Here is a 24,559-nt window from a genome sequence, read left to right on the forward strand (position 1 = left end):
CTTTGCAGCGATGAAAACGGTGAAGAAAAATATCCGGCACCTCTCGCTGGATGAATTGAACAGTTATTTTGAAACGTTGGGAGAAAAGAAATTCCGGGCCAAACAGGTGTATGAATGGCTATGGCTAAAGCAAGCGCAACAGTTTGAAGCCATGACCAACCTGAGCAAGGAATTACGTGCTAAACTGGCCGATAACTTTTCTCTCCCTGCTCTCACCGTAGATGCTACACAGTACTCTGCAGACGGTACGGTTAAATCACGCTTTAAAACACATGACGGGCACCTGATAGAAGGGGTGTTGATCCCTACAGATGAACGCAAAACGGCTTGTGTATCCTCACAGATCGGTTGTTCCTTAAGTTGTAAGTTCTGCGCTACGGGTTATATGGACCGCAAACGGAACCTTGACTTTGATGAGATCTATGACGAAGTGGTGCTGATCAACCAGCAAAGTGAGCGGGTATATGAAAAGAAGCTGACGAATATCGTTTTCATGGGTATGGGTGAACCGCTGTTGAACTACCGCAACGTGCTGAAAGCAATTGAACGCATCACCTCACCCGACGGACTGGGCATGAGCCCACGCCGCATCACGGTGTCTACCGCAGGCGTTGCCAAGCAGATCAAACAGCTGGGTGACGACAATGTACGGTTCAAACTGGCGCTTTCTTTACATGCCGCCAATGATATCAAACGCAATGAGATCATGCCCATCAATGAAAGCAACAACCTGCAGGCATTGATAGAGGCACTGAACTATTTCTATAAGAAAACGGAGAACGAGATCACATTTGAATACATCTTGTTCAACAATTTCAACGACAGCCTCAAAGATGCGGATGAGCTGATCAAGATATGCCGGCAGGTACCTGCCGACCTGGTCAATATCATAGAATACAATCCTATTGATATGGCTACCTTCCGCAAGCCGGATGAAAAGGTAGTCAACACTTTTATGCAGTACCTGGAAAAGCATCGTGTGAATGCCCGCTTAAGAAGAAGCCGGGGTAAAGATATTGATGCAGCCTGTGGCCAGTTGGCTAACAAGGAAGGGATTGTGGAGTGAGACGTGAAAACGTTTGCTTCGAACTTAAGTATTAACAGTTAGCCTTTAGTAAAAGGTATTTTATATTTCATCATACTGTTGTAAAACAGCAAATCATTATTATGAGTAAGAGTAGTAAAGCTCCGTTTGGAAAGTTTATCCAACAAAAAGAAACGGGCGCCAAAAAGAAAGAACGCATCCGCCAGGAGAAGAAAGTTCAGCGCCAGGAAACAAAAGCCTATTTCGATAAGAAGAAAGAAGAAGCCAGGGCATTTCGTCAAGGCAAAGCAGCCAGTGCAGCCTCCGCCCCCGAAAACACCCAGGGGAGGATTTCCCAGTGCTGCAAGCAGAAAGCCAAAGTCCGCCGGTCAACAAGGTACTGACGACTGGCAAAGCGGAAGAGACACTATGCGTGAAGGAACCAAAAGCGGCACCGGCAAGAAGTTTGTGAACAAAGGCTATAACCGCATGAGTTATATGGAGCGCAAGAAGAAGCAGGCGGAGCGGGGAGAAGACGGAGGTCAACACCCAGAAGTGGGTGGCAAGAAGACCGGTTATACACCCCAGGGCGAAGGTTACCGCACCACCAGGGGGCCCAAAAAGAAAGCGCCAGGCGCAGGATATAAACCAGCAGATACAGGAGAGAAGAAAGCATACACCGGTAACAAACCTGCTTATAGTAAGCCACTGGCAGGCAGGTCGGGCGAAGGCAACAAACCCTTTCCTAAAACTGATAGCCAGGCAGCCGCAAAACGCCCGGCAGCGCCAGCAGGCAAACCAGCCTACAGTAAGCCATCGGAAAGCAGCTCCTATGCCAAAGCCCCGGTCGACAAACGCTCTAAAATTAGTATCAGTAAGCCAGGGGCCGAGACCACTAAACCAGCCGCCGGAAAAGCAGCTTCCAATATTATCCCCTCAATAAATTCATTGCTCATGCAGGGATTAGCTCCCGTAGGGATGCCGCTGATATTGTAAAATCGGGTTTGGTGGTAGTAAATGGTAAAGTGATCACCGAACCAGGTTTTAAAGTAACCCAACAGGATGAAGTGAAATACAATGGCAAGCAGATCACCATTCGTAAAAACATGGTCTATATCCTGATCAATAAGCCAAAAGACTTCATCACCACCACAGAAGATCCACAAGGCCGGAGAACGGTTCTTGACATCATAAAAAATGCCACCACAGAAAGGGTATATCCCATTGGCCGGCTCGACCGGAATACCACCGGCGTACTGCTGCTCACCAATGATGGGGAACTGGCGCAAAAACTAGCCCACCCCAGCTATATGGTGAAGAAGATCTACGAGGTGAAGCTGGATAAGCCGTTGGTGAAAAAGACTTCGACGCCATCATAGCAGGTATTGAATTGGAGGATGGTTTTATTGCCCCCGATGTACTGGCTTATGCAGACACGAAGGATAAAAGCGTAATCGGTATTGAAATTCACAGTGGCCGTAACCGCATTGTACGCCGCATCTTCGAGCACATGGGCTACGATGTGCGCAACCTGACCGGGTAATGTATGCCAACCTCACCAAGAAGAATGTAGACCGCGGCAAATGGCGTTTCTTATCTGAAAAAGAAGTGCGCCTGCTGAAATACCTCAATACTTCGTACACCAAAAATAAAATACCAGCACGTGGTTAAGAATTCGCCGGAGATACTGATAGACAACGATCATTTTATAGTACTCAATAAACCTTCGGGTTTATTGAGTATCCCCGACCGGGAAGGCAAAGAGATCTCCCTGAAACAGTTGTTGCAGGAAAAATACGGACAGATATTTACAGTACATCGCCTGGACCGCGATACCAGCGGCATCATTGTATTTGCCAAAGATGAAGAAACACATAAATACCTCTCACAGGCATTTGAAGATAGAACAGTAGAAAAGTACTACCTGGGTATTGTGAATGGCGTACCTCCTGTAAAGCAGATGACGATCAATGAGCCCATTGCCGAAAATACGACCAAGCGGGGTGTAATGCTGATTCACCAGCGAGGCAAACAATCCATCACAGATTATGAAGTCCTGGAAGAGTTTGGCAAGTACTCCCTGTTGCGTTTCCGCATCCACACGGGCCGTACACACCAGATCAGGGTACACATGCAGCACGTGGGTCATCCTATTGTCGTAGATGAAATATATGGGGATGCTAATCCCATCCTGGTATCTTCCTTTAAGAAGAAATACAACCTTTCCAGATCAGAAGAAGAAGAAAGACCCATCCTGGGCAGGCTGGGATTGCATGCTGAAAAGCTACTCTTTAAAGATGCACAGGGCAATAGCTACACCGTAGAAGCGCCATTGCATAAAGATATGCGGGCTTTGCTGCAACAGTTGAGGAAGAGAAAATAGGCTTCTTTAGAAATTTTTCTTTAAATAAGATTTAGACAATCGATCGTACTAATCAATAATTATTAATTATTGATTAGTACGATTATAAGTTAGTTAGAGGCTTTCATACACCATTGGTTATTCATTCCTATACACTACTCCATCCTTCATTACAAACTTCATTTTGCCCATGGCTTGCACATCCTTAGTGGGATCGCCTTCTACGGCTACAATATCGGCCAGTTTGCCTTTTTCAATGCTGCCTACCACATCACTCATGCCCAGCAAGTCGGCTGCAGATACGGTGGCAGATTGAATGGCTTCTATCACGGGCATACCGGCTTCGTTCATGTATACAAATTCGAGCCAGTTCTTACCATGCATGTATACACCGGCATCGGTACCAAAAGCGATCTTTACACCTGCCTTGTAGGCCTTGCCAAAGGTGGCTTGAATTTTAGGACCAATGGCCAATGCTTTGGGAGTAACCAGATCAGGATAATAGCCCGGCTTTTTAGCCGAATCACCTACCGATTTACCAGCCGTAATAGTGGGCACATAATAAGTACCATTTTGCTTCATCAGTTGCATCACTTCATCATCCATATAAGTACCATGTTCAATGCTGTTTACACCGGCTTTCACTGCGCGTTTCATCGCTTCAGCGCCATGACAATGCGCAGCCACTTTGAAACCATAATCTTTGGCCGTGGATACAATGGCTTTGATCTCTTCTTCAGTAAATTGGGGGTTTTCACCACTCTTGGCCACACTCAATACACCGCCTGAAGCAGTGATCTTAATAAGATCGGAACCATCTTTATAACGTTGACGTACCGCCTGCATACATTCCGCAGGGCCATTGGCTACACCGGCGGCAGGGCCGGGATCGCCCATCAGGTCTTTGCGGTAACCATTGGTAGGATCAGCATGGCCGCCGGTAGTCGCTATGGACTTACCCGCAGTAAGTATCCGTGGTCCCTCAATCAGTTTTTTATTGATGGCATTGCGCAAGGCAATATTTACACCCGAACCGCCCAGGTCGCGCACAGTAGTAAATCCAATGGCCAGCGTACGTTTGGCATACACTACAGCTTGAAAAGCATAGTCGGCCTGGTTGAAAGTAAATCGCTGCATATACTGGTTGGGGCCGGTCTCATCTTCCAGGTGCACATGGCAGTCGATCAGGCCCGGCATAACAGTTTTCTCTTTGAGGTCAATTACTTTATCAGTGCCGGCGGCCTTGATATAACCAGCCTGAACATCAGTAATTTTATTGCCTTCAATAATAACGGAGTATTGTGAAAGTACCTGGCCCTTAGTAACATCGATCAGTTTACCGCAATGCAAAATGGTACGTTGGGCCAACAAGCCCAGGGGAGTGGATAAGATCAGCAGCAGTAGTAGTTTTCTCATGCAGTTTAATTTGTAGTAAGATATTCTGAAAAGCCTGTAAAAACAAAAAACCTTCTTACCGAAGTAAGAAGGCTCTATAACGATGTCAGAAATTACAACTAAAAACTATTTGTCGAGGTTGGGCTGTGGTGTATAGCGCAGGTAAGGTTTTACCACCTGCACACCTTTAGGAAATTTCTTGATAGCATCCTCGGTAGAAACAGCCGGTACCACAATCACATCTTCACCATGTTTCCAATCCGCAGGGGTAGCTACGCTGTAACCAGAAGTCAGTTGGAGCGACTCAATTACACGCAGTACTTCATGGAAATTCCTTCCGGTAGAAGCCGGATAAGTAATAGTGAGTTTTACTTTCTTATCGGGCCCGATCACAAACAGGGAACGAACGGTGAAAGTTTCTGAAGCGTTGGGGTGGATCATGTCGTACAGGGTCGCTACATTACGATCTGTATCGGCAATGATGGGGAAACCAACGGTACAGTTTTGTGTTTCATTTATATCATTAACCCAGCCAAGGTGTTTATCAAGTGAGTCAACACTTACAGCCAGTACTTTTACATTGCGTTTTTCAAACTCGCCCTGTAACAAAGCAGTTTTACCCAATTCGGTCGTACATACAGGGGTATAATCGGCGGGGTGTGAAAACAGGATGCCCCAGTTATTGCCGAGGTACTCATAGAAGTCGATATCGCCGGCAGTCGTTTTAGCCTGGAAATTCGGTGCGATGTCTCCCAATCTTAAACTCATATACAAAGATATTTATGGTTAAAAAAATCCGTGGACAGACTACGAAGATACAGATTCCCTACTTAAGGAGTAGACTAAATTGTTAAATTTATCTTAGGTCAATAATGGTTTCCGGCTCCATAAGTGAGGCCCGTGGGCAGCAGGTAATACTAGGGTAGTATACGGCTGATACACGGGCAGTCTACGGCTGGTATCTGGGTGGTCTCCTCTTCATGTCCTCTTCATATCCTCGTCAGGTCCTCTACAGCTCCTCGTCAGCTTTCGTCATATATCACTTATTTACAATGCATTATTTACCCGTAGCCTTGGTAATAGCGTATTTTCCAAAGCGGTTTTTGACATCATCAATGGCCTTATAAAGGCCATTTTTCTTTCGGTGTCGGTAAAGAGGTTGGTTTGTACCGCTTCGTCGGTGAGTTCGCTAAGGCGCACGCCCAGCAGGCGTATGGGCTGTCCTTTGCGCCAGAGTTTGTGGAACAACTCTTTGGCCTGGGGAATCAGCTCATCATCATAAAAAGTATAAGGAATGGTGGTCTGGCGGGATGTGGTTTCAAAATCGGCATAGCGTATTTTAACCGCAATACAACCGGCCGTCTTATTATCCTGGCGCAGTTCGTAGGCCACACGTTCTGTCATGTGGACAAGCTCGGTCATTAAACGGTTGACATCGAGAAGGTTTTCTTCAAAAGTGTTTTCTGTGCTTATGGACTTCGCTTCATGGTAGGGGGTCACCTCGCCATGATGAATGCCCTGGGATTTGTTCCAGAGCTCAAGCCCATACTTTCCCAGTCGTTTTTCGAGTAATTCGGGCGATTGCTCACTTAAGTCACGTATGGTAAAAATACCCAGGTTTTTGAGGGTTTCATACGTAGCCTCCCACCCCCGGTATCTTGTTCACAGTAAGGGGCGCCAGGTACTCTTTTTCCCTGCCAAATGGAATATGGAGGTAGCCATTGGGCTTGGCCTGATCCGTGGCTATTTTGGCCACCATTTTGTTGGCGGCCATGGCAAAGGAGATGGGCAATTGGGTTTTGTCAATGATCTCCTGGCGCAGGTCGATGGTCCATTGATAAGGTTGGAAGTACTTGTCCATCCCGGTCAAATCAAGGTAGAACTCATCAATGGAGGCTTTTTCAAAAGTGGTGCTTTATCGGCAATGATATTGGTAACGATGCGGGAATACTTGCTGTAATCGCTGCGGCTGTTGTTGGTTACAATGGCATGTGGACAAAGACGCAGGGCCGTTTTCATGGGCATGGCCGAATGAATGCCGTATTTGCGGGCCTCATAGCTGCAGGCGGCCACTACACCCCGCTCACGTCCGCCTACCAGCAGAGGTTTTCCCTTCAGGGAAGGATTGTTCAGGCACTCTACGGATACGAAGAATGCATCAAGGTCAAAATGGGCAATGATGCGTTGGGAAGCGGCTGCCATGTGGGTGCAAAGGTACGGAGAAGCGGCGGGAGTCGGGTGTTAGCTGTTAGCATGCAGAGGTGACACCTTTTCGCATGCTAAGAAAACGAAAGGTGTCACCTCTCTGCTACCAGCTTTTCTATATTTTTACTTCATGGAGCAGGAACTCGCTTTGCTACGTAAACAGATCTTTGCGGTACATCCCCTACCGGAGGAAGCCTGGGCCGATTTTTCGGCCATCTGGCAGCCTGTGCAATACAAGCGTAAAACCATTCTCACAACAGCAGGAGAAACGGAACGTTACCTATACTTTGTAACGGAAGGCGTACAACGGGCTTTTTATATTGATGACCGGCATCCGGAAGCCACGGTGGTATTCAGTTATGCGCCTTCCTTTTCGGGTATTATGGATTCCTTTCTTACGCAAACACCTTCGCGGTATTTCCTGGAAACATTAACGAGTAGTAAAATGCTGCGCACCTCCTATCAGCAGGTGCAACAGTGTCTGGACAAACACCATTCACTGGAACGATGGGTACGGCTGGCAGTATCCTGGGTGACGATGGGATTGCTGGAACGGCAAATTGAACTATTGAGTTACAGTGCGGAAGAAAAATTTAGGATCCTCTTAAAAAGAAGTCCCCATGTATTGCAACTGATACCCCATAAATACTTGGCCTCTTACCTGGGTATCGACGCCAGTACGTTCAGCAAGTTGATGGCGACTATAAGGATCTAAGTCTGGTTCCTGACGCCACGAACCAGGGCGGGGATCAAATAATCAATACAATCGCGGATTGAAGGAAGGTGGTATGGACCTCTCGGATGGCGCATCTTAAACCGGTATTCAGGCTTTTCATGTGCCATATTCGTCATTTCGTCTGTCTTTAGAACTTTATACGACTACTCTTCAGTAGCATTGGCCTATAAATATATTTACCCATGACCCGATTTATTACCTGTTGCTTTTGCCTGATAACCTGCATTACCTCCCTGGCCCAAACCACTACGCATATCGGCGCTGAGGTGGCTTATTCAGCGGATCTTTTTCAAGATCAGCGACGAGAGCTTTCTTAAAAAGCCGGAACTTAGCAGTGCGCTGTGGGGCGCTACTATCCGGCGCACTTTTAATAAGCATGTGTTTCTCGAAACGGGTTTTTATGTACGGGCCTATAAAATAGGGATCGCTTTTGATGAGTATAGCTCCAGTGGAACGGACCGCACAGGTTACCTGGTACCGTTGCGTGCAGGTTTCCGGCTGCCCATCCTGAAAGGCGCGGTATCCTTTTGCCCTGTAGCAGGTGTTACGTTTGGCGTTACAGATGAAGGATACGGAGGCAAGGTGTCTGGTACCACCCATAACTGGCCTGGTGGAGAGCCCGCCCAGTATGAATATACGGTGCAATACCCTTCGCAGATGCTTGTCTTACTCCAGGCAGGGATGGGTGTCGACATACGCCTTTGGCCCAAAACCTTACTCAGCCTCAGTACCAACTACTATATGGGGTCCAATACAATATTGATGCAGCGCGTTGATTATAGGCCGAGGACTGGCGCACTTTCCATGGCTTCGCAATATAGCAAAGGAGGTTTTTATACAGTAGGGATTGGGGTTAAGCGCGAGGTGAATTGGTTTTAAAAACGAGCTTTGAGCTACGAGCTGCGCGGCATTTGTTTCGATGAAAATCTTGGTGCACACCAAGATTTATAAAAATGAAGGCTGGTAGCTTTGTAGTATTAAAAAAGTAAAGCCATGAAAAACAGGCAAAGCGCCCAATTACTGGATCAATTGAGTCCGACACGAAGCAGATCATTCTCACGCTGCATTACCTGCTACAGGAAGATCCAGGGGTATTGTTGCAACAACCCGCTGCCGGCAAATGGAGTGTGGCGCAAGCAATTGAACACCTCAATTCCTATGGCCGCTATTACCTGCCCCTGATGCAAAAAGCTTGAAAGGGGCTGCTTTCCCGGTCAATGCTTCTTATAAGCCCGGTTGGTTGGGTGATTTTTTACGAAGTCCATGCTGCCCAAAGAAAACGGTGTTGTTACCAACAAAATGAAAGCACCCAAAGATCACCGGCCTTCTCCGGATGTGGACAGTCTTAAGGTATTGAATGAATTCATGGCCCAGGAAAAACTAATGCTCGAATTGATCAACCAGGCTCGCCATACAGACCTCAACAAGATCAGGATACCTATTTCGATTGCCAAATTCATTAAGCTGAAACTGGGTGATACCTTCCGTTTCCTGGTAGCCCACCATCAACGGCATTTTGTACAGGTGGCCAATACGCTGGAAGCAATCAGAGGTAATCATGGCTATACTTTTCCTCAGCCAGGCTTCACAGCGTAAAGAACCTACACACCTAATGTTGATCGTAATAACCCAGCCACTTTAGGGGAGACCAGGTATCACCGATCGAAGTCTCCAGTATTTTAGCAACGGCACCCTCAAAATTATCGCTGTTGCTTAGAAGTATCACAGACATATCTTTATCGGGATAGTTTACACAATAGTTTTGCCATCCATCCGCATGCCCTGTATGAAAAAAGCTTTACCATGGGGAGTTTTGAATAAACCCCAGCCCAGTCCCCAGGAAAGGTCGATATTCCTGAACTCACTGTGGTTGGAAAGGCTATCACGCAATGGACCAAAACCCCGCTTGCTGGTAACCTTGATCTGAGGGGTAAACATGCTGTTATACATTTTACGGGAAAGCCCTTTCTTACTCAACACATCACTCACAAATAATGCATAATCGGTAGGGGTAGTGACCATTGAACCGGCAGCCCGGGTGCTGGTACGTTTTTGAGCGCCTATTATTTTACCATCCTTATCATGGCCCACAGCATAATCGGACTCAAATTCTTTTTGCCACACCATCGCCGTATGTTTCATACCCAGGGGTTCAAAGATATATTCCTTGCACAGCGATTGGAGATCTTTACCCATGCGCTCTTCTACAATAAACCCCAGCAGGTTCATGCCTTCATTGGAATAATACATGGCTTTACCAGGTTTACTCACCAGCGTAAGGGTTTTTCCATCACCAACAAAATAACGCAATACAGGCAGGCCCGAACTATGGCTTAACAGCATCCTTGCCGTGATCTTCTTAAAGTTGGGTTCTTTGTCCAGGTCTTTCCATTTTTCATAAGAGGCAATAGGGTTCTTCAGGTAATTGTATACCGGTTTATCCAATTCAAAAATACCCTGATCAACCAACTTCAAAAACAAGTAAGAAAAGAGCGGCTTTGTTAATGAAGCGGCATAAGACACCGTTGAATCGGTAAAGGGTGCATTGGTAGAGGTATTCTTTACACCAAAGTAGTTACGATAAATAATTACCCGGTTCTTTATTACTACTACCGAGAGGCCGGCGATCTTCTGCGCCTCTACAATGGCTTTTAGCCTTTTTGTTAACTGTTCATTACTGGTGGTTGATTGACCATCCAACTTAGGTACTTCTCCCTGGTTGGGAGCCAAACCTTTGTTGAAAGAGCCATTCCAAGCAGTAATATCGCTAAGGTTTTCATTGTAATTCGTTTGACACTATTTGTTAAAAAGCGTGCCATAGTTTCGCATCATTGATATTTAATGTTTTATGAAATATATCACTGCCAGGTGTACGATTATGAACAGTTATTGTATGGTTTCGGCACAATATCATTGTTGAATAGAAGCGATTGCTTTACATAGATGCTGTTATTAGGTGGATGGCACAATGCAACACCATGCGCTGGTGATATACTTAAAGGATTCCATAACCGGGAGATGGTATTTCTACATAATTTTACCGGTCCCATTACGTCGAAAGAAAGGACCATTACATCGAAGGAAGCGATAGTATGGGGGCAGACTATTTTATTCTTGCAGCATGGATAAGTACCAACCTACTGACAAAAAGAGCCGGTTTCCCTATACTTATGAACTATTTATTTGGGTCATCTATGTATGCTTGTACAAGTATTCATATTATGTGGAGGAAGCACCCGTACCCCACGGCCTGCGGGTAAACTTCCCTTACCCACAGCTCATATTCTATTCCATAGCCGCCACCCTGTATACCATCCCTTTTTACCGCTGGCTGGCCCCCTGTTAATGCGTAAACGGAAATATGGCTTGTTTTTCCTCACCGCTATTTTCTATTTCTTCTTTGTTTCTAAATGGATGGGCTGGCTGGTCAGTATTGCCTTTTATTACATGAATACAGATGCCGTTCTTACGGCTTATTATCAATATCAATACCTGAACCTGCAAGGGAGAGCTTTCAAAATTGCGTTCTGGGATCCTAATATCCTCGTAACAGACCTGATTGCTTTCCTCTCACTTACCTTTACCAGGTTTGCTTTTGAAAATGAACGCAAGAAATTCCAGTTGGAAAAGGACAATTTGTTGTTACAAATGGAATCCCTAAAGGCCCAGCTCCACCCGCATTTCCTGTTCAATACCCTCAATAATATTTACGGCATGAGCCTTACAGGCAATAAAGAAACGCCGGCGTTTATATTGCGGTTGTCGGATATGATGCGTTTCATTTTATATGATTGTCAGCAGAACCAGGTGACGCTGGAAAAGGATATCGGGTTCCTGGAAAATTACCTGGAAATGGAAAAGAAGCGTTATCCGGCGGCCGATATCCAGTTTACAGTAAGTGGAGCGGCAACGGGTAAGCATATTGCACCCTTGTTGTTCATTCAATTCCTGGAGAATAGTTTTAAGCATGGAGCACACCGGCTCAACGATACGGGTTTTATACAGGGATCGTTAACAATAGATGGCCCTACACTGAGTTTTGAGTTGCGTAATGATGTATTTGCTTCTACCCCCTTCTGCAGGAGGGGGCAGGGAGTAAGCAATATGGTGGTGTGGGTATTGAAAATGTACGGAAACGGCTGGAACTGTATTACCCGGGCAGGTATAACCTGACGATCAATTCAGGCAAGCAAATTTTTGAAGTAAAACTTACGATCACATTATCCTAATACTATGACTACTAATCAGCCTGTGGGGCCAGTAATCCGTTGTTTAATTGCCGATGATGAGTTGATAGCGCATCAGATATTGGAGCAATACATTTTACAAACACCCGGTTTGATGCTGGTAGCCAAATGCCGGAATGCACTGGAAGCGTTTGCCAAGTTGGAGCAGCATACCATTGACCTTATTTTCCTGGATATTGAAATGCCGCTGGTGAATGGCATCACCTTCCTGAAAACATTAACCAATCCACCGAAGGTGATCTTTACAACAGCTTATGCCAATTATGCGCTGGATGGGTACGACCTGAATGTAACAGACTACTTGTTGAAGCCATTTTCTTATGAGCGGTTTGTAAAGGCCGTAGAGAAGGTGAAACAAGCACTGCAGCCCACCCCCATCCCCATCGCCACTGAACAGGAGGCAAACAACTTTCTCCTTATTAAAGAAAAAGAAGGGTTGATGAAAATTGCCTATGATGATATCCTCTATATTGAAGCTTCGCGGGATTATATGAAGATATTTACCATGTCCGGGCAACACCTGCTGCATCTAACAATGAAGAAGCTGGAGGAGCTATTACCTGGCGATCGTTTTATCCGCACCCACAAATCATTTATTGTAGCCTTGCGGCAAATCAAATTGCTGAAGGTTGATGCGGTGATATTGATGAATAAAACAGAGATACCCGTTAGCATCAATTATGCCGATCAGGTGAAGGAGAAGTTCATACGCACCTGATCTCCTGGCCTTGGGGGTCACCTGAAGATATCCAGCAGCCCATCGGGCAGATCCACCTCAATTTGTTTTTCTTTTTATCCATTTTTAGCAGGGTTTCCTGGTGGATGGGGATGAGGGCTTCTTTGCCATCCAGGTCGATGCGGGCAAGCACCTGGTGCGGTTGTTCGATCACTTCCAGTATTTCGCCAATATCAGTTCCATTATCAATGATGTGGAAGCCTAATAGCGAAATGGGGGCCGATTTACCCGCATATTGATGGAAAGCAGCTTCCTCAAGCCATACCTGTTTTTGTACCAGCTTTTGAGCCGCTTCCTTGCTATGGACATTTTCGAGCTTTATAAACAGTTCCTGGTCGTTTTTAGAGCGGGTAGCTTCCAGGAAGTACGGTAGCATTTCGTCCTTTTTAGCTTCCAGAAACAGCGTTTCCAGGCCTTTAAGCGTTGTTTTTGCCCAGGTCATGCCGCAGCACCAATTCACCGGCTACGCCGAAAGTCGCTACGAGTTTTCCAATGCTGATGTAATTCGTCATATTAGTTTTTCAGGCAACAAGACTCCTGGGAGAAGAAGTTTTTTGACAGACTTCCACGGGCTCAAAGCGGCCTCCCTTAACAGAAAAAATCCCGACGACAAAGATAGTCATCGGGATTTAATGAGTTTGGCTTTAGCTATACTGTAGCTTAGGAGGCTTCTCCCTCGCTTCTCCTTCTGATAGGAGCGCCAACACCACCACGGCGAACTCGTCTGTCTTTGGCATTTGCTTCCTGGCGTTTCTTCACATGGATCTCATGTTCTGAGTGCCATGTTTGGAATTTTACCATTGCAGCAGCCTCGTCAAACAAACCAAGTTTAACACCGCGTAATAAGTGTTTCAGATACAGTACTCCCTTGAACGACAAAATTCTGCGTACAGTGTCCGTAGGTTGAGCGCCTTTATGAAGCCAATCGAGGGCTTTCTGGCGGTCAAGCTGAATAGTAGCCGGAACTGTAAGCGGATTGTACGTACCTAATTTCTGGATGAATTTACCATCTCTGGGGGAGCGGGCGTCTGCCACTACGATGAAATAAAATGGTCTTTTCTTAGACCCGTGACGTTGCAGTCTGATTTTAACTGGCATTTTAAATAGACATTTAAATGCGTGAACAAATAGGGTTACTTTCTACTTTTTCAAGGATTGCAAAGGTAGCAATCCGGTTGATTTTTCCAAATATAATAATTCGCTTTAAATCTAAGCCTACTTCTGAAAAAAATTATAATTAAAAAAATATTAAGGGCATAAATGGCCAAAATATTTGAAGTTTATCAAAATTTGGCCGGGCCCTATTTTCTACCCATCCCCATGCGGCCCATGGGCATTTTATTCATCATCTTCATCATTTCCTTCATTTGCTCAAATTGCTTGAGGAAGGCGTTGAGTTCGGCCAGTTCTTTCCCTGCCCCCTTGGCAATCCGTGCTTTACGGGCCGCATTGATCAAATCGGGATTGTTGCGCTCCTGGGGGTCATCGAATTGATCAGCGCCTCAATGCCTTTGAAGGAATCATCACTTATATCAATGTCTTTCACTGCTTTACCTACACCAGGGATCATTCCCAACAGGTCTTTGATATTACCCATCTTCTTGATCTGCTCCAGTTGTTGCTTAAAATCTTCAAAATCAAACTGATTCTTCCGGATCTTCTTTTCCAGCTTCTTGGCCTGGGCTTCATCAAACTGGGCCTGGGCCTTTTCAACAAGGGTGGTAATATCACCCATACCGAGGATACGCTGGGCCATCCGCTCGGGATAGAAAACATCCAGCGTATCCATTTTCTCGCCACTGCTCACAAACTTGATGGGTTTGTTAACAGTGTATTTGATAGACAGCGCAGCACCACCGCGGGTATCACCATCCAGCTTGGTCAGTACCACACCCGAAAAATCGAGGCGGTCATTAAAAGCTTTTGCGGTGTTTACCGCATCCTGTCCGGTCATTGAATCCACTACGAAAAGGATCTCATTGGGTGAAACGGCAGACTTGATATTGGCCACTTCCGTCATCATCACTTCATCAACCGCCAAACGGCCAGCAGTATCGATAATGATTACATTCTTATTCTTGCTTTTCGCTTCTTTAATCGCATTCGTGGCAATCGCTACAGCATCTTTGTTTTCCGGCTCACTATACACATCAATTCCAATCTGCTCACCAAGTACCTTCAGCTGGTCAATGGCCGCCGGACGATAGATATCCGCAGCTACCAGCATCGGGGAAAGCCCCTTCTTCGTTTTGAGAAAATTGGCCAGTTTGCCGCTGAAAGTGGTTTTACCAGAACCCTGCAGGCCCGCAATGAGAATAACAGCCGGGTTGCCCTTGGTATTGAACGTGCTTTCTGACCCGCCCATAAGCTCTACAAGCTCATCTTTCACGATCTTCACCATCAGCTGGCCAGGACTTACAGCGGTAATCACCTTCTGGCCCAGCGCCGTATCCCGGATCTTATCAGTAAATTCTTTGGCTATTTTATAGTTTACGTCGGCATCCACCAGGGCGCGGCGGATATCCTTAACAGTAGCAGCAATATTGAGTTCGGTAATCCTGCCTTCACCTTTTATCTGCTTAAAGGCGGATTCTAATTTCTCCGATAATGATTCAAACATGAAACGCTGATTTATTAGATTTAACTGATTTCGCAGATTAGCGCGGCATCAGTTGCTGATTTTAAACGCTGATTTATTGGGCTTTACTGGTTTCACAAACTAGCTCCACCTTGTGTTCACCAAACGCTTGAATTCAAGACTTGATTTTCCAAAGTTAAGCAACAACCCTACTTCCAACTCAAAAACCCTTAGGTAATTGACGACCTGCACATAAAACACAGGCTCTATTTCTGTAACAGCCTTTAATTCTATCAAGACCTTACCTTCTACTAACAGGTCTAATCGCCTGCTGCCTACACAATTATCTTGATAAAAAATATCCCTGCTTTGTTCAACCGCAAACAGCAGGTTGGCTTTTGCTAATTCAATCCCCAAACAACGTTGGTAAATGACTTCAGGAAAACCGGCCCCTAATTGGGAATGTACTTTCATGGCACAGCCAATGATCTTTTGGGTGAGGTCTGCATGTTTGTATTCCTGCTGCTGCATGCAATCTGGTCTTTCATGGATTGGAAACAAAAAAGGCGAATGTAGTTACATTCACCTTTTTCAGGCTGCAAATATATGACAATCTGCGAAATCTATTGAATCAGTAAATCTGCGTTCAGTGTAAAGTTTTCTTTGGGTGGCCCTACATTTTTAAAGTTAAACGCCTAAATATCCCCGTAATTCGCGGGAACGGGAATTCGTGCGCAATTTGGTGATGGCCTTGTCTTTGATCTGCCGAACCCTTTCCCGCGTAAGGTTGAACTTCTCCCCAATGTCTTCCAGGCTCATGGGATGGTCTACACCAATACCAAAGAAATAACAGATCACTTCTTTCTGCCTTTCAGTAAGCATTCGCATAGAGCGTTCGATCTCCTGTTTAAGAGATTCCTTGTGCTCAATGTTGGCATTGGCCATTTCTGCGTTGGGATTAGCCAATACATCTACCAGCGTATTGTCTTCCCCTTCAGAAAGCGGCGTATCCATGCTTACGTGGCGGGCTGCAATGCCCAGAGTGGCCGAAACCTCCTCCGTTTCCAGTTCCAGCAATTCTGCCAGCTCTTCCGGTGAGGGTTCCCGTTCATACTCCTGTTCCAGTTGCGAGAACGCTTTCTGGATCTTGTTGGTGAGCCCTACTTTGTTGAGTGGCAGGCGTACAATGCGCGATTGCTCGGCCAGGGCCTGCAATATGCTTTGACGGATCCACCAAACAGCGTAGGAGATGAATTTAAAACCGCGGGTTTCATCAAAACGTTGTGCCGCTTTGATCAGGCCCAGGTTGCCCTCGTTGATGAGGTCGGGCAGCGAGAGACCCTGATTTTGGTACTGCTTGGCAACAGACACTACGAAACGTAGGTTTGCTTTAGTGAGTTTGTCGAGTGCCAACTGATCGCCTTGCTTGATTTTCCTTGCCAATCTCACTTCTTCCTCCGGGCTGATCAATTCAACTTTGCCAATTTCCTGCAGGTACTTTTCAAGGCTCTGAGATTCACGATTCGTGATCGATTTCGTGATCTTGAGTTGACGCATACTCATAGGTAGGTCATTTAAAGGGTTTTTAAGGTTTAAAGGCTACAAATCAGACATAAGAAAAACGCTGAAAGGGGTATTTTCTTATATCCGGACCACCAACTTATAAAAGTTCGTATGCAGCAATTTAATCATTTCCACCTCGGAAACCAAATATTTTATGCCTAAATTGTTGGTTGTCAGTAGCTTTAAAGTATTTCGGATTATATATGTCTTTCCCTACCTTTAACGGGAGTTGCAACAAAAAAAAATTTTGGGGGTTCCATTATTTTTCTATTATTGCGCATTGGTATTACAAAAGATCAATACAAGGAGTAGATGAGTAAGAAACAACAATTTACGTTAGAGTATCCGTTAAGATGTTCTCCTTCCATTTTATATGAGTTCCTTAGTACAGCGGCTGGTTTGCAGGAATGGTTTGCCGATAAAGTGGATGAGCGGGATAATGTTTTCAGTTTTTCCTGGAATGGGACAACAGATAGGGCTGAAGTATTAGAGACCGAGCAGGATAAATATATCCGGTTCCATTGGCTACACCAGCCTACTGATGAATTTTTGAGTTTCGCATTGAAAAATCAGAAGTTACAAATCAGACGATATTGGTGATCCGTGATTTTGCAGAGAAAGGGGAAGTGAAAGATCAAAGCCAGTTGTGGGCTTATCAGGTGAAAGACCTATTTCACCGCCTGGGCAATTAATGCCCAAGCGCCCGCAATACAACCTGATAAAGCTCCACCAATTTTTCATTGGCCAAACCCCATTGATGCAATGGAATTTTAACGGACAACTTACAGAAATCATTACCCGATAGCATATTTCCTATCGAGGTTGCGTCCAATTGACATAAAGGTATATAATTGTCTTCCTTAAAATGATGATGCCATTCATCCCTGGCAATGCAAATGAAAAACCCATGTTGTTGTAACAGTGTTATGTTTTCCAATAAAACTGTACTGTATTGTTGGAGATAAACTCCCTTGAGGTGCAGGGTTATACTGAAAAAATGACCCCACCAGAAAAGTGTACGAATAGCCCAGGTATCATTTTTACCAAATACACGCGGAAAATCAAGTATTACCCAGGGTAATCCTTCATATTTTTCTCCTTTTGATATCTTGGGAACAGAGCCTGTAACGGCTAGGGGTAAAGGGACAGCAAGTTCGTGGAGAATAGTTCTATAAGGGCTAACGAGCTCACCTAACAGCAAGCCCACTTTTTCAATGATCCTGTTCTTTGTTAAAAGCCAATGAGCATTTTGTACCAGGGTTGATTCCTCTTCTGAAAGCTGTATTTTTGCCACGTTCATATTTACATATATTTCGGATTTACCGTTCTACCTACGAAATTAGCTATTGTGATCAAAAATTGGATATACTGGTCTTGAAGGCATTTATAGGCCCCTTCATTGCCACTTTTTTCCTCACACTGTTTGTATTGATATTACAGTTCTTTTGGCTGTGGATCGATGATTTTGTGGGTAAGGGCATTGATGGAATGACCATCATACGGCTCATCATTTACCTGAGTGCTACACTGGTGCCCCTGGCCCTGCCATTGGCAGTATTACTTTCCTCCATCATGACCTTCGGTAACCTGGGGGAAACATTTGAGCTGGTAGCCATCAAATCCGCCGGTATTGGCTTATTGCGTTTCATGCGCTCCTTGCTCGTCACCACCATCCTGCTGGCAGCACTCGCCTTTTATTTCAACAACAACGTGATCCCCATTGCCAACCTGAAGATGAAAACACTTCAGTATGACCTGGTAAATAAAAACCCGCTTTTGACCTGAAAGAAGGCACTTTCTACAATATGATCCCTGGCTTTTCGATCAAAGTGGCCAAAAAGGTGAACGACTCCACCCTGAACGATATTATCATTTTTGAAAACAGCAATAACGTACAGGACAACATAATTACAGCCAGGCGCGGGATCATGCGTATGTCAGCCGATAAAAGAAACCTGGAATTTACTTTACAGGATGGATGGCGTTATGAGGAAGACGGAGAAAGACATAGCGACAATAGCCGTTTTTACCGGATGGGCTTCAAAGAGTATAAAAAAGTGCTCGACCTGAGTTCACTCATCTTAAATCTCACATCAGACAGCGTCTATAAGGACCGGGCAGAAATGCTGAGCATTACACAACTGAATAGATCAATTGACTCAGTGCAAAAAATGCTCGACCAGTTTCAGGCGCGGCATAAATTGGAATTAAAGGCCTACATGCCTTTTATGCAATACCTGGACAGTGGATGGACCAGGGTTTCTTTGCCGCCTGCAAAGAAGGACACCGTGGCCAAAAAAGATACCGCCTTAACAAAGGATTCAGCGGTTAAAAAGGAAGCAATTGTAAAAAGCATTCCGCTGCTAAAAGGATACCGCAATACTAAAGAATATCGCTGCCAGAAAGGATTCAATGAGGAAAAAGGATTCACTGGCGAAAAAGGATGCCCTGGCGAAAACCGATAGGGCTTTCAGGAAATGGTTGCCAGATAGCGCCCGCTCCGGCGTATTGGACCAAAGTATCTCCTTTGCCAACTCCATCAAGAGTACCATGGAGGGAGCTTCCGCAGAATATGAGAACCGGCGCAAAGAACTAAGAGTTCACCTGATGACCTGGCACGAAAAATTCACCATGTCCATTGCCGTACTGGTTTTGTTCCTCATCGGCGCTCCCTTGGGTTCCATCGTGCGCAAAGGCGGTATTGGTACACCCGTAGTATTTGCGGTCGTATTTTTCGTGATCTTTTTCTTGCTGATGAATTTCGGAAAGAAATTTGTGAAAGAGGATGTATTGCAGCCCTTTGCCGGTATGTGGTTGGCCACCATCGTTTTATTACCCATTGGTCTTTTCCTGATCTATAAAGCGCTCCACGACTCACAGTTGTTTAACCAGGAATTCTATTACCGCATATTCCGCAAACTACGGAGCAAGAAAGCAGGAGACAAGAACGAAAGCAATAAGCAAATTCCTGTATTGGAAGAAACCACGGAAGAATGAACAACATCAGAAGAGCCTAAATAGAGTCCGAAAAGTCAGTAAAGTCCGAAAGACCGTAAATTAATGGAGTAGGTAGGCTGTTGTTTTCTACTTCCCGACTTTCCCGTCTTTCCCGACTTTCCGTCTTCCGGACTTTTCCGACTTTCCCCACTTCCCGCCTCAACCTTCTTTTTCACCTCCCGTGACTTTATAAGGTTGCTCAGGATAACCTTTGGCCGGCACCCGCAATATATCCTGGTCAATCTGTTTTTGCTTACAGCAGTAGCAGTATAGGTTATTTTCCCCTTTTTATATTCATACGTATATTTCAACACAAGGCCGGGTATACAAGCAAAAACAGGCTCCACAGCAGCCAGTTCAGTGCGCTGAATATTTTTGTATAAAATGCCGTAATCGTTCTGCCATCCGTGAGCGTGATGATCACTTTATTACAGGAATATCCTGAAATAACTGCACTATCTTCTGTAAAGCGACAGCTGGCCTGGTCATATTTGGCATTGTACTGTTTCCATTGCATAGCATTCAGGTAAACCTTGTTTTTGTTTTTACCCGATTCTTTTACAATGGCTGCAGTACGTTCAGTATTTCCAGTGGGCAAAATAAAGATCGATTGCATCCGCATAAGACTTACAAGGCGCAGCCTAGCCAGCCCATTCGATACAAAAATCGTTTTGGTGCCCCCATTATACGTTTCGCCGATGCCAATATTCCGCTTCCTGGCCTTTGTTAATTCGATGGTATACGTAACGGTTAGATCCTCACTGATTTTATTCGTTTGCAACGACACACGGGCGCCATGAGGCCCTTCCGTAAAAGACATTATGCCTAAGACTACAGCAAGAATGCAAACAAACCGGGCTCGTAACATGAACTTAAATTAGGGATTGAGGAATGTCTGAGTAAAAGGTTTATCGTTTAAAAATGAACTCAGCCAGATCAATAGCATCCAATGGGTTTTTATCCTGTTTAAGATCAAACCAGGTTTCATCTGCCTGCTTCCATTCTTCCAGTTTCTCTTTCTCTTTCCTGGCTCTGCGGGTAGGCGTGCCCCTCGATCTTCGCTGATACATCTTTTTAAGGCTATTCATCATGTTTTCCGAAATCGTGAAATAACTGTATTGGTCTAGCCTGATCTTCATTTCACTGTCTTCTTCTTCTGCCAGGAAAGCAGGTAAGGTTTCATATTGATAACTGGCAAACGTCACCAGGAAATCATTATCTACCAGTGCCATGCCGTCCCCCTCCGCCGTAAACCGGGCGTTTTTGAAATAGTTCTCCGTTTTCACATTATCATACTCCTGGTACCGGGCCGCTTCATGGATGGCGGGGGCAGCTTGTTCCTGCCGAGGCGTGTCCGCAGCCGGCACAGGCTGCAACGGTTTTGTTTGTTGTACCAATTCGGGCCCTGTGCTCACAGTAGGGGCCCGGCGCGTCAAATAGTACATACCTACACCCCCAATCACCAATAACAATACAGCTGCAATGGCCCTAAAAGGGGTAAACAGTTTTCTTACAGCCGGCCGTACCACCCCATCTTCTTCCCCGGCCAGGCGCTCAAGTATCTGTTTAAAAGCAGCGGCGGGTGGCGCTACCACCATTTGCTGCAAATTGACCAATAAGGGCTGCTCAGTAATGGCCCCTGCAATCCTGGCCGATAAGAAAGCAGGCGGTTGCATCTCCAGCGCCTGCAAGCCCTGCCAGGCCCCCTGCCACTCCTGGTCAATCCCTTGTACAGCTCCGGCCTCCAGCCTGGTCAGCAAATTATCAAATGCCTCCGGCGGAGGTTGTACCTCATAATCCCTTAAGCGGAATAATATGTCAGCTTTATTCGCCATGGGTTTCTTTAAATAATTTTTGCAGGTACACCCTTGCCCTGAACAATTGCGACCTGCTGCCTTCTTCCGAAATATCAAGCATCTCACCTATTTCCTTATGATTATACCCTTCTACCAGGTATAGGTTGATAACCGTACGATAACCATCGGGCATCGTACTGATCATCTTCATCAGATCGTCATTGGAGAGTTTGTCGTAGCCGTTCAGGCCATCGGCGGCAATATCCACCTCATCACTAATAACCGTGAGGACTACCTTCTTTTTCTTGATAAAGTCGATACACGTGCTCACAAATATCCTCCGGGCCCATCCTTCAAAAGAACCATCACCCCTGAATCCGGAAAGATGCCTGTATAGTTTAACGAAACCTTCCTGGAAGCAATCATTCGCATCATTGGAATTGCCGGCATACCGCAGACATAAACTATACATCCTGCCCGCTATATGGTCATAAAGTTGCTGAAAGGCCCTATTATCACCAGTAGCGGCCTTTTGAGTTAAGACCTCAAAAGAGGAGGGGCGTTGCGTAGAGGTTCCATCGGGCAAATATCTGATTTTTCCGTTTACAAACTTAGCCGCCCGGCCACTCTTAACACGGGTTACCACCTATAGACAGCCCACCAGACAGAGACCACTATCCGTTGCGAAAAAAAAAGTTTATTATTTTTTCGTTTTCGCGAAACGCACGGCGCCAATTGCCGGTCTATACAATAGAATAAGAAATAGTAAACAGGCTTATAGGTTGTTGGTCAAACCCTTGCACGCCGTGCTTACCTCCCATTTTTTTTCCTGTAAAGGCAGTTTGTGTTTACCAGCGGTCGGATGCTGTTGGTAGCTGGGCAATGCAGGTATGGCAATGCCTGGCTACCGGATGCTAACAATATTACAGGTGGTGGTTTTTCAGTTGATTTCTAGTTCACAAGAGTGAAATTATGCCGGCCCGGCGGGGAGTGGTTTTTCCCGTCCCCGGCACTTTCACTCCTGTAACCGTTTATCTTGCCCTTTTCACAGTTACTGGCCCTAAAAGAAAGGTTCACAGGGACCAGGATTATCCGTACCCCATTTTTTTATCCCACCTTATCCCCTATTAAAACAATTAAAAAGTACCCAATCAAGTGGCATGGACAACAGTGATTTTGAAGATGAACTAGTACTACTGGAAGGATTGAAAAGTAAAAATATCAAAGCGTTTTCCGTACTCTACAAAACCTATTCGGAAGACCTGCTTTTACTGGCCTACACCTTAACCGGCGATCCTGCACTTTGCCACCAGGTGGTAGATAATTTATTTATTGAGTTATGGGAAAAAGGGACCTTTACACAGGTTACTCCCCATCCATCATTTCCTCTATTCAGCCATACGCAAGAACTGCCAAAACATCCATAAATGATTAAAATTGACTACATGATAATGTAGTGCGGATTGTTATTTTGTTGTCCTACTTTTAATACGCTAATGGCGGTAAAAATTTTATTATACGACGACAATGATGCATTAAGGCAAAGTATGGAAACCCTGTTGGGCGAAGAGCCTGATATGGAATTCATTGCGGGCATCCCCAATGCCGAGACCGTGGAAACGGATGTACGGGAACTGGAGCCCGAAGTGGTATTAATGGATATAGACATGCCAGGCGTCAACGGGGTGGAAGCTGTACGGCGTATCCGCAAAATTGATGCTCAGTTGCCCATCATTATGTTGACAGTCTTTGACGACAATGAAAATATCTTCCGCGCCATCTGTGCGGGAGCTAGTGGCTATATATTGAAACGCTATGCTTCCATAGAAGTTCCTTCCGCTATCCGGAATGTACTTACTGGAGGCGCACCCATGACAGGCACAGTAGCCCGCAAAGTGCTGCTAATGATCCCCCGGCCAATAATAGCGACCAGGAGAAAACAGACCTATCAGAAAAAGAGATCAGCATACTTCAACTCCTTGTACAGGGATTCAGTTATAAGATGATCGCTGCCCAGCTCAAGATCAGCCATGATACGGTACGATTTTACATCAAGAAGATCTACGACAAACTACATGTGCATTCTGCTACAGAAGCAGTTTCCAAAGCTATTAAAGACGGATTGGTTTAATGAACTTTACTACATGATGATGTAGTATTTTCCAGTTTTATAGGGAGTAGTTTTGGTTACAAACTGTAACTGTATATGAAAAAGCTACTCACCCTCCTGCTTCTTGTATGGGCCCTCACTGCAACCGCTCAAAACGTTGGCATAGGTATTCCTAATCCACTTTATAAACTGGATGTATTAAGTCCCGAATCTTTTGTAGCGCGTTTTAATGGCGCTGCCAATATGTACCTGGCTATCTACGAGACCAATGTTTACCGGGGTTATATTGGTTCTTTTGCCGGCAATGCGGAAGACGTGGATTTTGGAACGGGTGTTGGCAATGCCACCGGCAAGGTGCACTTGACCATTCAGGGAGTTCCCAAGCTCACTGTCAACAGCACTGGCAGTGTTGATGTACAGGATGAATTGACACGCTCTTCCAAAACTGGAGCCGCCAACCTATTGCCCATCTGCTATGGCAACGTAAGTAGTACAGGTTTTGCCAATAGCGGTAGTGGTAACTTCACTGTAACTAAGCTGACAACCGGTTTGTACGAGGTCAACATCACCGGCGAAAGCTACCAATTCCAACTATATACTACGGTTGTTACCGCCATCGGCAGCAGCATTCCGGTCATTGCCACTACAGGCAGCGGCGGGGGCAAGCTGCAGGTATATATTTACAATGTTGCCGGTGCCTCGATAGATAACAACTTTCACTTTGTAGTGTACAAACAGTGAGGGGGCGTGAGTGGTCAGTTGTGAGTGCGAATAGTGAATCAATGTCGTAGTAGTAATCTGCATTGACTA

31 protein-coding genes and 4 pseudogenes are annotated in these 24,559 nt (G+C 45.4%); 21 read left to right on the forward strand and 14 right to left on the reverse strand.

The window, feature by feature from the left end; translation table 11 throughout:
• Window positions 1-10: 10 nt before the first annotated feature.
• The 7 genes from rlmN to RS881_RS52100 all read left to right on the forward strand — a co-directional run bounded on the left by rlmN (window position 11) and on the right by RS881_RS52100 (window position 3,407).
• Window positions 11-1,066, forward strand: a complete 1,056-nt coding sequence (rlmN, locus tag RS881_RS52070) for a dual-specificity RNA methyltransferase RlmN (protein WP_315818028.1) — start codon at window positions 11-13, stop codon at window positions 1,064-1,066.
• A gap of 101 nt (window positions 1,067-1,167) precedes the next feature.
• Window positions 1,168-1,428, forward strand: coding sequence for a hypothetical protein (locus tag RS881_RS52075; protein ID WP_315818029.1), 261 nt, complete (start codon window positions 1,168-1,170; stop codon window positions 1,426-1,428).
• 25 nt (window positions 1,429-1,453) lie between these two features.
• Complete coding sequence (locus RS881_RS52080; protein ID WP_315818030.1) at window positions 1,454-2,020, forward strand: hypothetical protein; 567 nt, start codon at window positions 1,454-1,456, stop codon at window positions 2,018-2,020.
• Window positions 2,014-2,403, forward strand: a complete 390-nt coding sequence (locus tag RS881_RS52085; RefSeq protein WP_315824898.1) for a pseudouridine synthase — start codon at window positions 2,014-2,016, stop codon at window positions 2,401-2,403. The genes RS881_RS52080 and RS881_RS52085 overlap by 7 nt, the downstream gene beginning before the upstream one ends.
• An 11-nt stretch (window positions 2,404-2,414) precedes the next feature.
• Complete coding sequence (locus RS881_RS52090; RefSeq protein WP_315818031.1) at window positions 2,415-2,567, forward strand: pseudouridine synthase domain-containing protein; 153 nt, start codon at window positions 2,415-2,417, stop codon at window positions 2,565-2,567.
• Window positions 2,567-2,695 carry a hypothetical protein gene (locus tag RS881_RS52095; RefSeq protein ID WP_315818032.1) on the forward strand — a complete coding sequence of 43 codons (129 nt, stop codon included), beginning with the start codon at window positions 2,567-2,569 and terminating at the stop codon, window positions 2,693-2,695. Before RS881_RS52090 ends, RS881_RS52095 begins: the two co-directional genes overlap by 1 nt.
• Window positions 2,688-3,407 (forward strand): RluA family pseudouridine synthase, encoded by a 720-nt coding sequence (locus tag RS881_RS52100; RefSeq protein WP_315818033.1) that lies wholly within the window; start codon window positions 2,688-2,690, stop codon window positions 3,405-3,407. The genes RS881_RS52095 and RS881_RS52100 overlap by 8 nt, the downstream gene beginning before the upstream one ends.
• Window positions 3,408-3,524: 117 nt before the next feature.
• Here RS881_RS52100 and RS881_RS52105 read toward each other — a convergent pair whose 3' ends face one another.
• From RS881_RS52105 to RS881_RS61165, 4 genes and pseudogenes are all read right to left on the reverse strand, one after another.
• The gene (locus RS881_RS52105) at window positions 3,525-4,802 is read right to left on the reverse strand and encodes a metal-dependent hydrolase family protein (RefSeq protein ID WP_315818034.1); all 1,278 of its coding nucleotides are present in this window, start codon (window positions 4,800-4,802) and stop codon (window positions 3,525-3,527) included.
• Window positions 4,803-4,907: 105 nt separating this feature from the next.
• The gene (locus RS881_RS52110; protein ID WP_315818035.1) at window positions 4,908-5,549 is read right to left on the reverse strand and encodes a peroxiredoxin; all 642 of its coding nucleotides are present in this window, start codon (window positions 5,547-5,549) and stop codon (window positions 4,908-4,910) included.
• Window positions 5,550-5,828: 279 nt separating this feature from the next.
• Window positions 5,829-6,203 carry a DinB/UmuC family translesion DNA polymerase gene (locus RS881_RS52115; RefSeq protein ID WP_315818036.1) on the reverse strand — a complete coding sequence of 125 codons (375 nt, stop codon included), beginning with the start codon at window positions 6,201-6,203 and terminating at the stop codon, window positions 5,829-5,831.
• 208 nt (window positions 6,204-6,411) lie between these two features.
• Window positions 6,412-6,983, reverse strand: a pseudogene (locus tag RS881_RS61165) (Y-family DNA polymerase).
• A 133-nt stretch (window positions 6,984-7,116) separates the two neighbouring features.
• Here RS881_RS61165 and RS881_RS52130 point away from each other — a divergent pair.
• The 4 genes from RS881_RS52130 (at window position 7,117) to RS881_RS52145 (ending at window position 9,318) form a co-directional block, all read left to right on the forward strand.
• Window positions 7,117-7,701 carry a Crp/Fnr family transcriptional regulator gene (locus RS881_RS52130; RefSeq protein ID WP_315818039.1) on the forward strand — a complete coding sequence of 195 codons (585 nt, stop codon included), beginning with the start codon at window positions 7,117-7,119 and terminating at the stop codon, window positions 7,699-7,701.
• Between the two features lie 399 nt (window positions 7,702-8,100).
• Complete coding sequence (locus tag RS881_RS52135; protein ID WP_315818040.1) at window positions 8,101-8,601, forward strand: hypothetical protein; 501 nt, start codon at window positions 8,101-8,103, stop codon at window positions 8,599-8,601.
• Window positions 8,602-8,816: 215 nt separating this feature from the next.
• Window positions 8,817-8,918 carry a DinB family protein gene (locus RS881_RS52140; protein WP_315818041.1) on the forward strand — a complete coding sequence of 34 codons (102 nt, stop codon included), beginning with the start codon at window positions 8,817-8,819 and terminating at the stop codon, window positions 8,916-8,918.
• A gap of 67 nt (window positions 8,919-8,985) precedes the next feature.
• On the forward strand, window positions 8,986-9,318 hold the full coding sequence (locus RS881_RS52145) for a hypothetical protein (RefSeq protein WP_315818042.1): 333 nt from the start codon (window positions 8,986-8,988) through the stop codon (window positions 9,316-9,318).
• 153 nt (window positions 9,319-9,471) lie between these two features.
• Here the strand turns inward: RS881_RS52145 and RS881_RS52150 are convergent, their stop codons facing one another.
• Window positions 9,472-10,452, reverse strand: a complete 981-nt coding sequence (locus RS881_RS52150) for a serine hydrolase domain-containing protein (RefSeq protein ID WP_315818043.1) — start codon at window positions 10,450-10,452, stop codon at window positions 9,472-9,474.
• Window positions 10,453-10,843: 391 nt separating this feature from the next.
• Here RS881_RS52150 and RS881_RS52155 point away from each other — a divergent pair, with 391 nt between their 5' ends.
• From RS881_RS52155 to RS881_RS52165, 3 genes are read left to right on the forward strand one after another with little or no spacing between them, the layout of a single operon-like run.
• A complete protein-coding gene (locus RS881_RS52155; RefSeq protein WP_315818044.1) occupies window positions 10,844-11,068 on the forward strand; it encodes a hypothetical protein in 225 nt (74 codons plus the stop codon).
• A complete protein-coding gene (locus tag RS881_RS52160) occupies window positions 11,068-11,895 on the forward strand; it encodes a sensor histidine kinase (protein ID WP_315818045.1) in 828 nt (275 codons plus the stop codon). Before RS881_RS52155 ends, RS881_RS52160 begins: the two co-directional genes overlap by 1 nt.
• A 60-nt stretch (window positions 11,896-11,955) precedes the next feature.
• Window positions 11,956-12,687, forward strand: a complete 732-nt coding sequence (locus RS881_RS52165) for a LytR/AlgR family response regulator transcription factor (protein WP_315818046.1) — start codon at window positions 11,956-11,958, stop codon at window positions 12,685-12,687.
• Here RS881_RS52165 and RS881_RS52170 read toward each other — a convergent pair.
• The 5 genes and pseudogenes from RS881_RS52170 to RS881_RS52195 all read right to left on the reverse strand — a co-directional run bounded on the left by RS881_RS52170 (window position 12,674) and on the right by RS881_RS52195 (window position 16,840).
• A complete protein-coding gene (locus tag RS881_RS52170) occupies window positions 12,674-13,147 on the reverse strand; it encodes a ribosome maturation factor RimM (protein WP_315818047.1) in 474 nt (157 codons plus the stop codon). The two genes, RS881_RS52165 and RS881_RS52170, sit on opposite strands and share 14 nt — an antisense overlap.
• 218 nt (window positions 13,148-13,365) lie before the next feature.
• Window positions 13,366-13,803: a 30S ribosomal protein S16 gene (rpsP, locus tag RS881_RS52175; protein ID WP_315818048.1), complete on the reverse strand. Its 438-nt coding sequence runs from the start codon at window positions 13,801-13,803 to the stop codon at window positions 13,366-13,368.
• A 203-nt stretch (window positions 13,804-14,006) separates the two neighbouring features.
• Window positions 14,007-15,325 (reverse strand): annotated as a pseudogene (gene ffh / locus RS881_RS52185) (signal recognition particle protein).
• Between the two features lie 99 nt (window positions 15,326-15,424).
• Window positions 15,425-15,814 (reverse strand): GxxExxY protein, encoded by a 390-nt coding sequence (locus RS881_RS52190; protein WP_315818051.1) that lies wholly within the window; start codon window positions 15,812-15,814, stop codon window positions 15,425-15,427.
• 156 nt (window positions 15,815-15,970) lie between these two features.
• Window positions 15,971-16,840 carry a sigma-70 family RNA polymerase sigma factor gene (locus tag RS881_RS52195; protein ID WP_315818052.1) on the reverse strand — a complete coding sequence of 290 codons (870 nt, stop codon included), beginning with the start codon at window positions 16,838-16,840 and terminating at the stop codon, window positions 15,971-15,973.
• A 318-nt stretch (window positions 16,841-17,158) separates the two neighbouring features.
• On the opposite strand from RS881_RS52195, the pseudogene RS881_RS52200 reads away from it, so the two are divergent.
• Window positions 17,159-17,538 (forward strand): annotated as a pseudogene (locus RS881_RS52200) (START-like domain-containing protein).
• On the opposite strand, the gene RS881_RS52205 reads toward RS881_RS52200, so the two are convergent.
• Entirely contained in the window at window positions 17,535-18,146 is a 612-nt protein-coding gene (locus tag RS881_RS52205) for a hypothetical protein (protein ID WP_315818053.1), read from the reverse strand. The pseudogene RS881_RS52200 and the gene RS881_RS52205 overlap by 4 nt on opposite strands.
• A gap of 128 nt (window positions 18,147-18,274) precedes the next feature.
• Here RS881_RS52205 and RS881_RS52210 point away from each other — a divergent pair.
• Both RS881_RS52210 and RS881_RS52215 read left to right on the forward strand, forming a co-directional pair.
• Window positions 18,275-19,311 (forward strand): annotated as a pseudogene (locus RS881_RS52210) (LptF/LptG family permease).
• Window positions 19,259-19,843: an LptF/LptG family permease gene (locus RS881_RS52215; RefSeq protein ID WP_315818054.1), complete on the forward strand. Its 585-nt coding sequence runs from the start codon at window positions 19,259-19,261 to the stop codon at window positions 19,841-19,843. The pseudogene RS881_RS52210 and the gene RS881_RS52215 overlap by 53 nt, the downstream one beginning before the upstream one ends.
• Window positions 19,844-20,150: 307 nt before the next feature.
• Here RS881_RS52215 and RS881_RS52220 read toward each other — a convergent pair whose 3' ends face one another.
• The 3 genes from RS881_RS52220 to RS881_RS52230 form a co-directional block, all read right to left on the reverse strand.
• Window positions 20,151-20,663: a hypothetical protein gene (locus tag RS881_RS52220; protein ID WP_315818055.1), complete on the reverse strand. Its 513-nt coding sequence runs from the start codon at window positions 20,661-20,663 to the stop codon at window positions 20,151-20,153.
• Window positions 20,664-20,751: 88 nt separating this feature from the next.
• Window positions 20,752-21,678 (reverse strand): hypothetical protein, encoded by a 927-nt coding sequence (locus tag RS881_RS52225; protein ID WP_315818056.1) that lies wholly within the window; start codon window positions 21,676-21,678, stop codon window positions 20,752-20,754.
• The gene (locus RS881_RS52230) at window positions 21,668-22,225 is read right to left on the reverse strand and encodes an RNA polymerase sigma factor (protein WP_315818057.1); all 558 of its coding nucleotides are present in this window, start codon (window positions 22,223-22,225) and stop codon (window positions 21,668-21,670) included. The genes RS881_RS52225 and RS881_RS52230 overlap by 11 nt, the downstream gene beginning before the upstream one ends.
• A 574-nt stretch (window positions 22,226-22,799) precedes the next feature.
• Here RS881_RS52230 and RS881_RS52235 point away from each other — a divergent pair.
• The 4 genes from RS881_RS52235 (at window position 22,800) to RS881_RS52250 (ending at window position 24,490) form a co-directional block, all read left to right on the forward strand.
• Window positions 22,800-23,066: an RNA polymerase sigma factor gene (locus RS881_RS52235; RefSeq protein WP_315818058.1), complete on the forward strand. Its 267-nt coding sequence runs from the start codon at window positions 22,800-22,802 to the stop codon at window positions 23,064-23,066.
• Window positions 23,067-23,135: 69 nt separating this feature from the next.
• Window positions 23,136-23,645, forward strand: a complete 510-nt coding sequence (locus RS881_RS52240; protein WP_315818059.1) for a response regulator — start codon at window positions 23,136-23,138, stop codon at window positions 23,643-23,645.
• On the forward strand, window positions 23,642-23,770 hold the full coding sequence (locus RS881_RS52245; protein ID WP_315818060.1) for a response regulator transcription factor: 129 nt from the start codon (window positions 23,642-23,644) through the stop codon (window positions 23,768-23,770). The genes RS881_RS52240 and RS881_RS52245 overlap by 4 nt, the downstream gene beginning before the upstream one ends.
• 75 nt (window positions 23,771-23,845) lie before the next feature.
• A complete protein-coding gene (locus RS881_RS52250; RefSeq protein ID WP_315818061.1) occupies window positions 23,846-24,490 on the forward strand; it encodes a hypothetical protein in 645 nt (214 codons plus the stop codon).
• Window positions 24,491-24,559 lie beyond the last annotated feature (69 nt).

Source organism: Paraflavitalea speifideaquila, assembly GCF_032395985.1.
GTDB lineage: Bacteria > Bacteroidota > Bacteroidia > Chitinophagales > Chitinophagaceae > Paraflavitalea > Paraflavitalea speifideaquila.

Excerpts from the sequence above, each read along its gene's own strand:
- rlmN (WP_315818028.1), top strand. The coding sequence starts at position 11 with ATGAAAACGGTGAAGAAAAATATCCGGCACCTCTCGCTGGATGAATTG.
- RS881_RS52075 (WP_315818029.1), top strand. The coding sequence starts at position 1,168 with ATGAGTAAGAGTAGTAAAGCTCCGTTTGGAAAGTTTATCCAACAAAAA.
- RS881_RS52080 (WP_315818030.1), top strand. The coding sequence starts at position 1,454 with ATGCGTGAAGGAACCAAAAGCGGCACCGGCAAGAAGTTTGTGAACAAA.
- RS881_RS52095 (WP_315818032.1), top strand. The coding sequence starts at position 2,567 with ATGTATGCCAACCTCACCAAGAAGAATGTAGACCGCGGCAAATGGCGT.
- RS881_RS52105 (WP_315818034.1), bottom strand. The coding sequence starts at position 4,802 with ATGAGAAAACTACTACTGCTGCTGATCTTATCCACTCCCCTGGGCTTG.
- RS881_RS52110 (WP_315818035.1), bottom strand. The coding sequence starts at position 5,549 with ATGAGTTTAAGATTGGGAGACATCGCACCGAATTTCCAGGCTAAAACG.
- RS881_RS52115 (WP_315818036.1), bottom strand. The coding sequence starts at position 6,203 with ATGACCGAGCTTGTCCACATGACAGAACGTGTGGCCTACGAACTGCGC.
- RS881_RS52130 (WP_315818039.1), top strand. The coding sequence starts at position 7,117 with ATGGAGCAGGAACTCGCTTTGCTACGTAAACAGATCTTTGCGGTACAT.
- RS881_RS52145 (WP_315818042.1), top strand. The coding sequence starts at position 8,986 with ATGCTGCCCAAAGAAAACGGTGTTGTTACCAACAAAATGAAAGCACCC.
- RS881_RS52155 (WP_315818044.1), top strand. The coding sequence starts at position 10,844 with ATGGATAAGTACCAACCTACTGACAAAAAGAGCCGGTTTCCCTATACT.
- RS881_RS52160 (WP_315818045.1), top strand. The coding sequence starts at position 11,068 with ATGCGTAAACGGAAATATGGCTTGTTTTTCCTCACCGCTATTTTCTAT.
- RS881_RS52165 (WP_315818046.1), top strand. The coding sequence starts at position 11,956 with ATGACTACTAATCAGCCTGTGGGGCCAGTAATCCGTTGTTTAATTGCC.
- RS881_RS52170 (WP_315818047.1), bottom strand. The coding sequence starts at position 13,147 with ATGACCTGGGCAAAAACAACGCTTAAAGGCCTGGAAACGCTGTTTCTG.
- rpsP (WP_315818048.1), bottom strand. The coding sequence starts at position 13,803 with ATGCCAGTTAAAATCAGACTGCAACGTCACGGGTCTAAGAAAAGACCA.
- RS881_RS52190 (WP_315818051.1), bottom strand. The coding sequence starts at position 15,814 with ATGCAGCAGCAGGAATACAAACATGCAGACCTCACCCAAAAGATCATT.
- RS881_RS52195 (WP_315818052.1), bottom strand. The coding sequence starts at position 16,840 with ATGCGTCAACTCAAGATCACGAAATCGATCACGAATCGTGAATCTCAG.
- RS881_RS52205 (WP_315818053.1), bottom strand. The coding sequence starts at position 18,146 with ATGAACGTGGCAAAAATACAGCTTTCAGAAGAGGAATCAACCCTGGTA.
- RS881_RS52215 (WP_315818054.1), top strand. The coding sequence starts at position 19,259 with ATGAGGAAAAAGGATTCACTGGCGAAAAAGGATGCCCTGGCGAAAACC.
- RS881_RS52220 (WP_315818055.1), bottom strand. The coding sequence starts at position 20,663 with ATGTCTTTTACGGAAGGGCCTCATGGCGCCCGTGTGTCGTTGCAAACG.
- RS881_RS52225 (WP_315818056.1), bottom strand. The coding sequence starts at position 21,678 with ATGGCGAATAAAGCTGACATATTATTCCGCTTAAGGGATTATGAGGTA.
- RS881_RS52235 (WP_315818058.1), top strand. The coding sequence starts at position 22,800 with ATGGACAACAGTGATTTTGAAGATGAACTAGTACTACTGGAAGGATTG.
- RS881_RS52240 (WP_315818059.1), top strand. The coding sequence starts at position 23,136 with ATGGCGGTAAAAATTTTATTATACGACGACAATGATGCATTAAGGCAA.
- RS881_RS52245 (WP_315818060.1), top strand. The coding sequence starts at position 23,642 with ATGATCGCTGCCCAGCTCAAGATCAGCCATGATACGGTACGATTTTAC.
- RS881_RS52250 (WP_315818061.1), top strand. The coding sequence starts at position 23,846 with ATGAAAAAGCTACTCACCCTCCTGCTTCTTGTATGGGCCCTCACTGCA.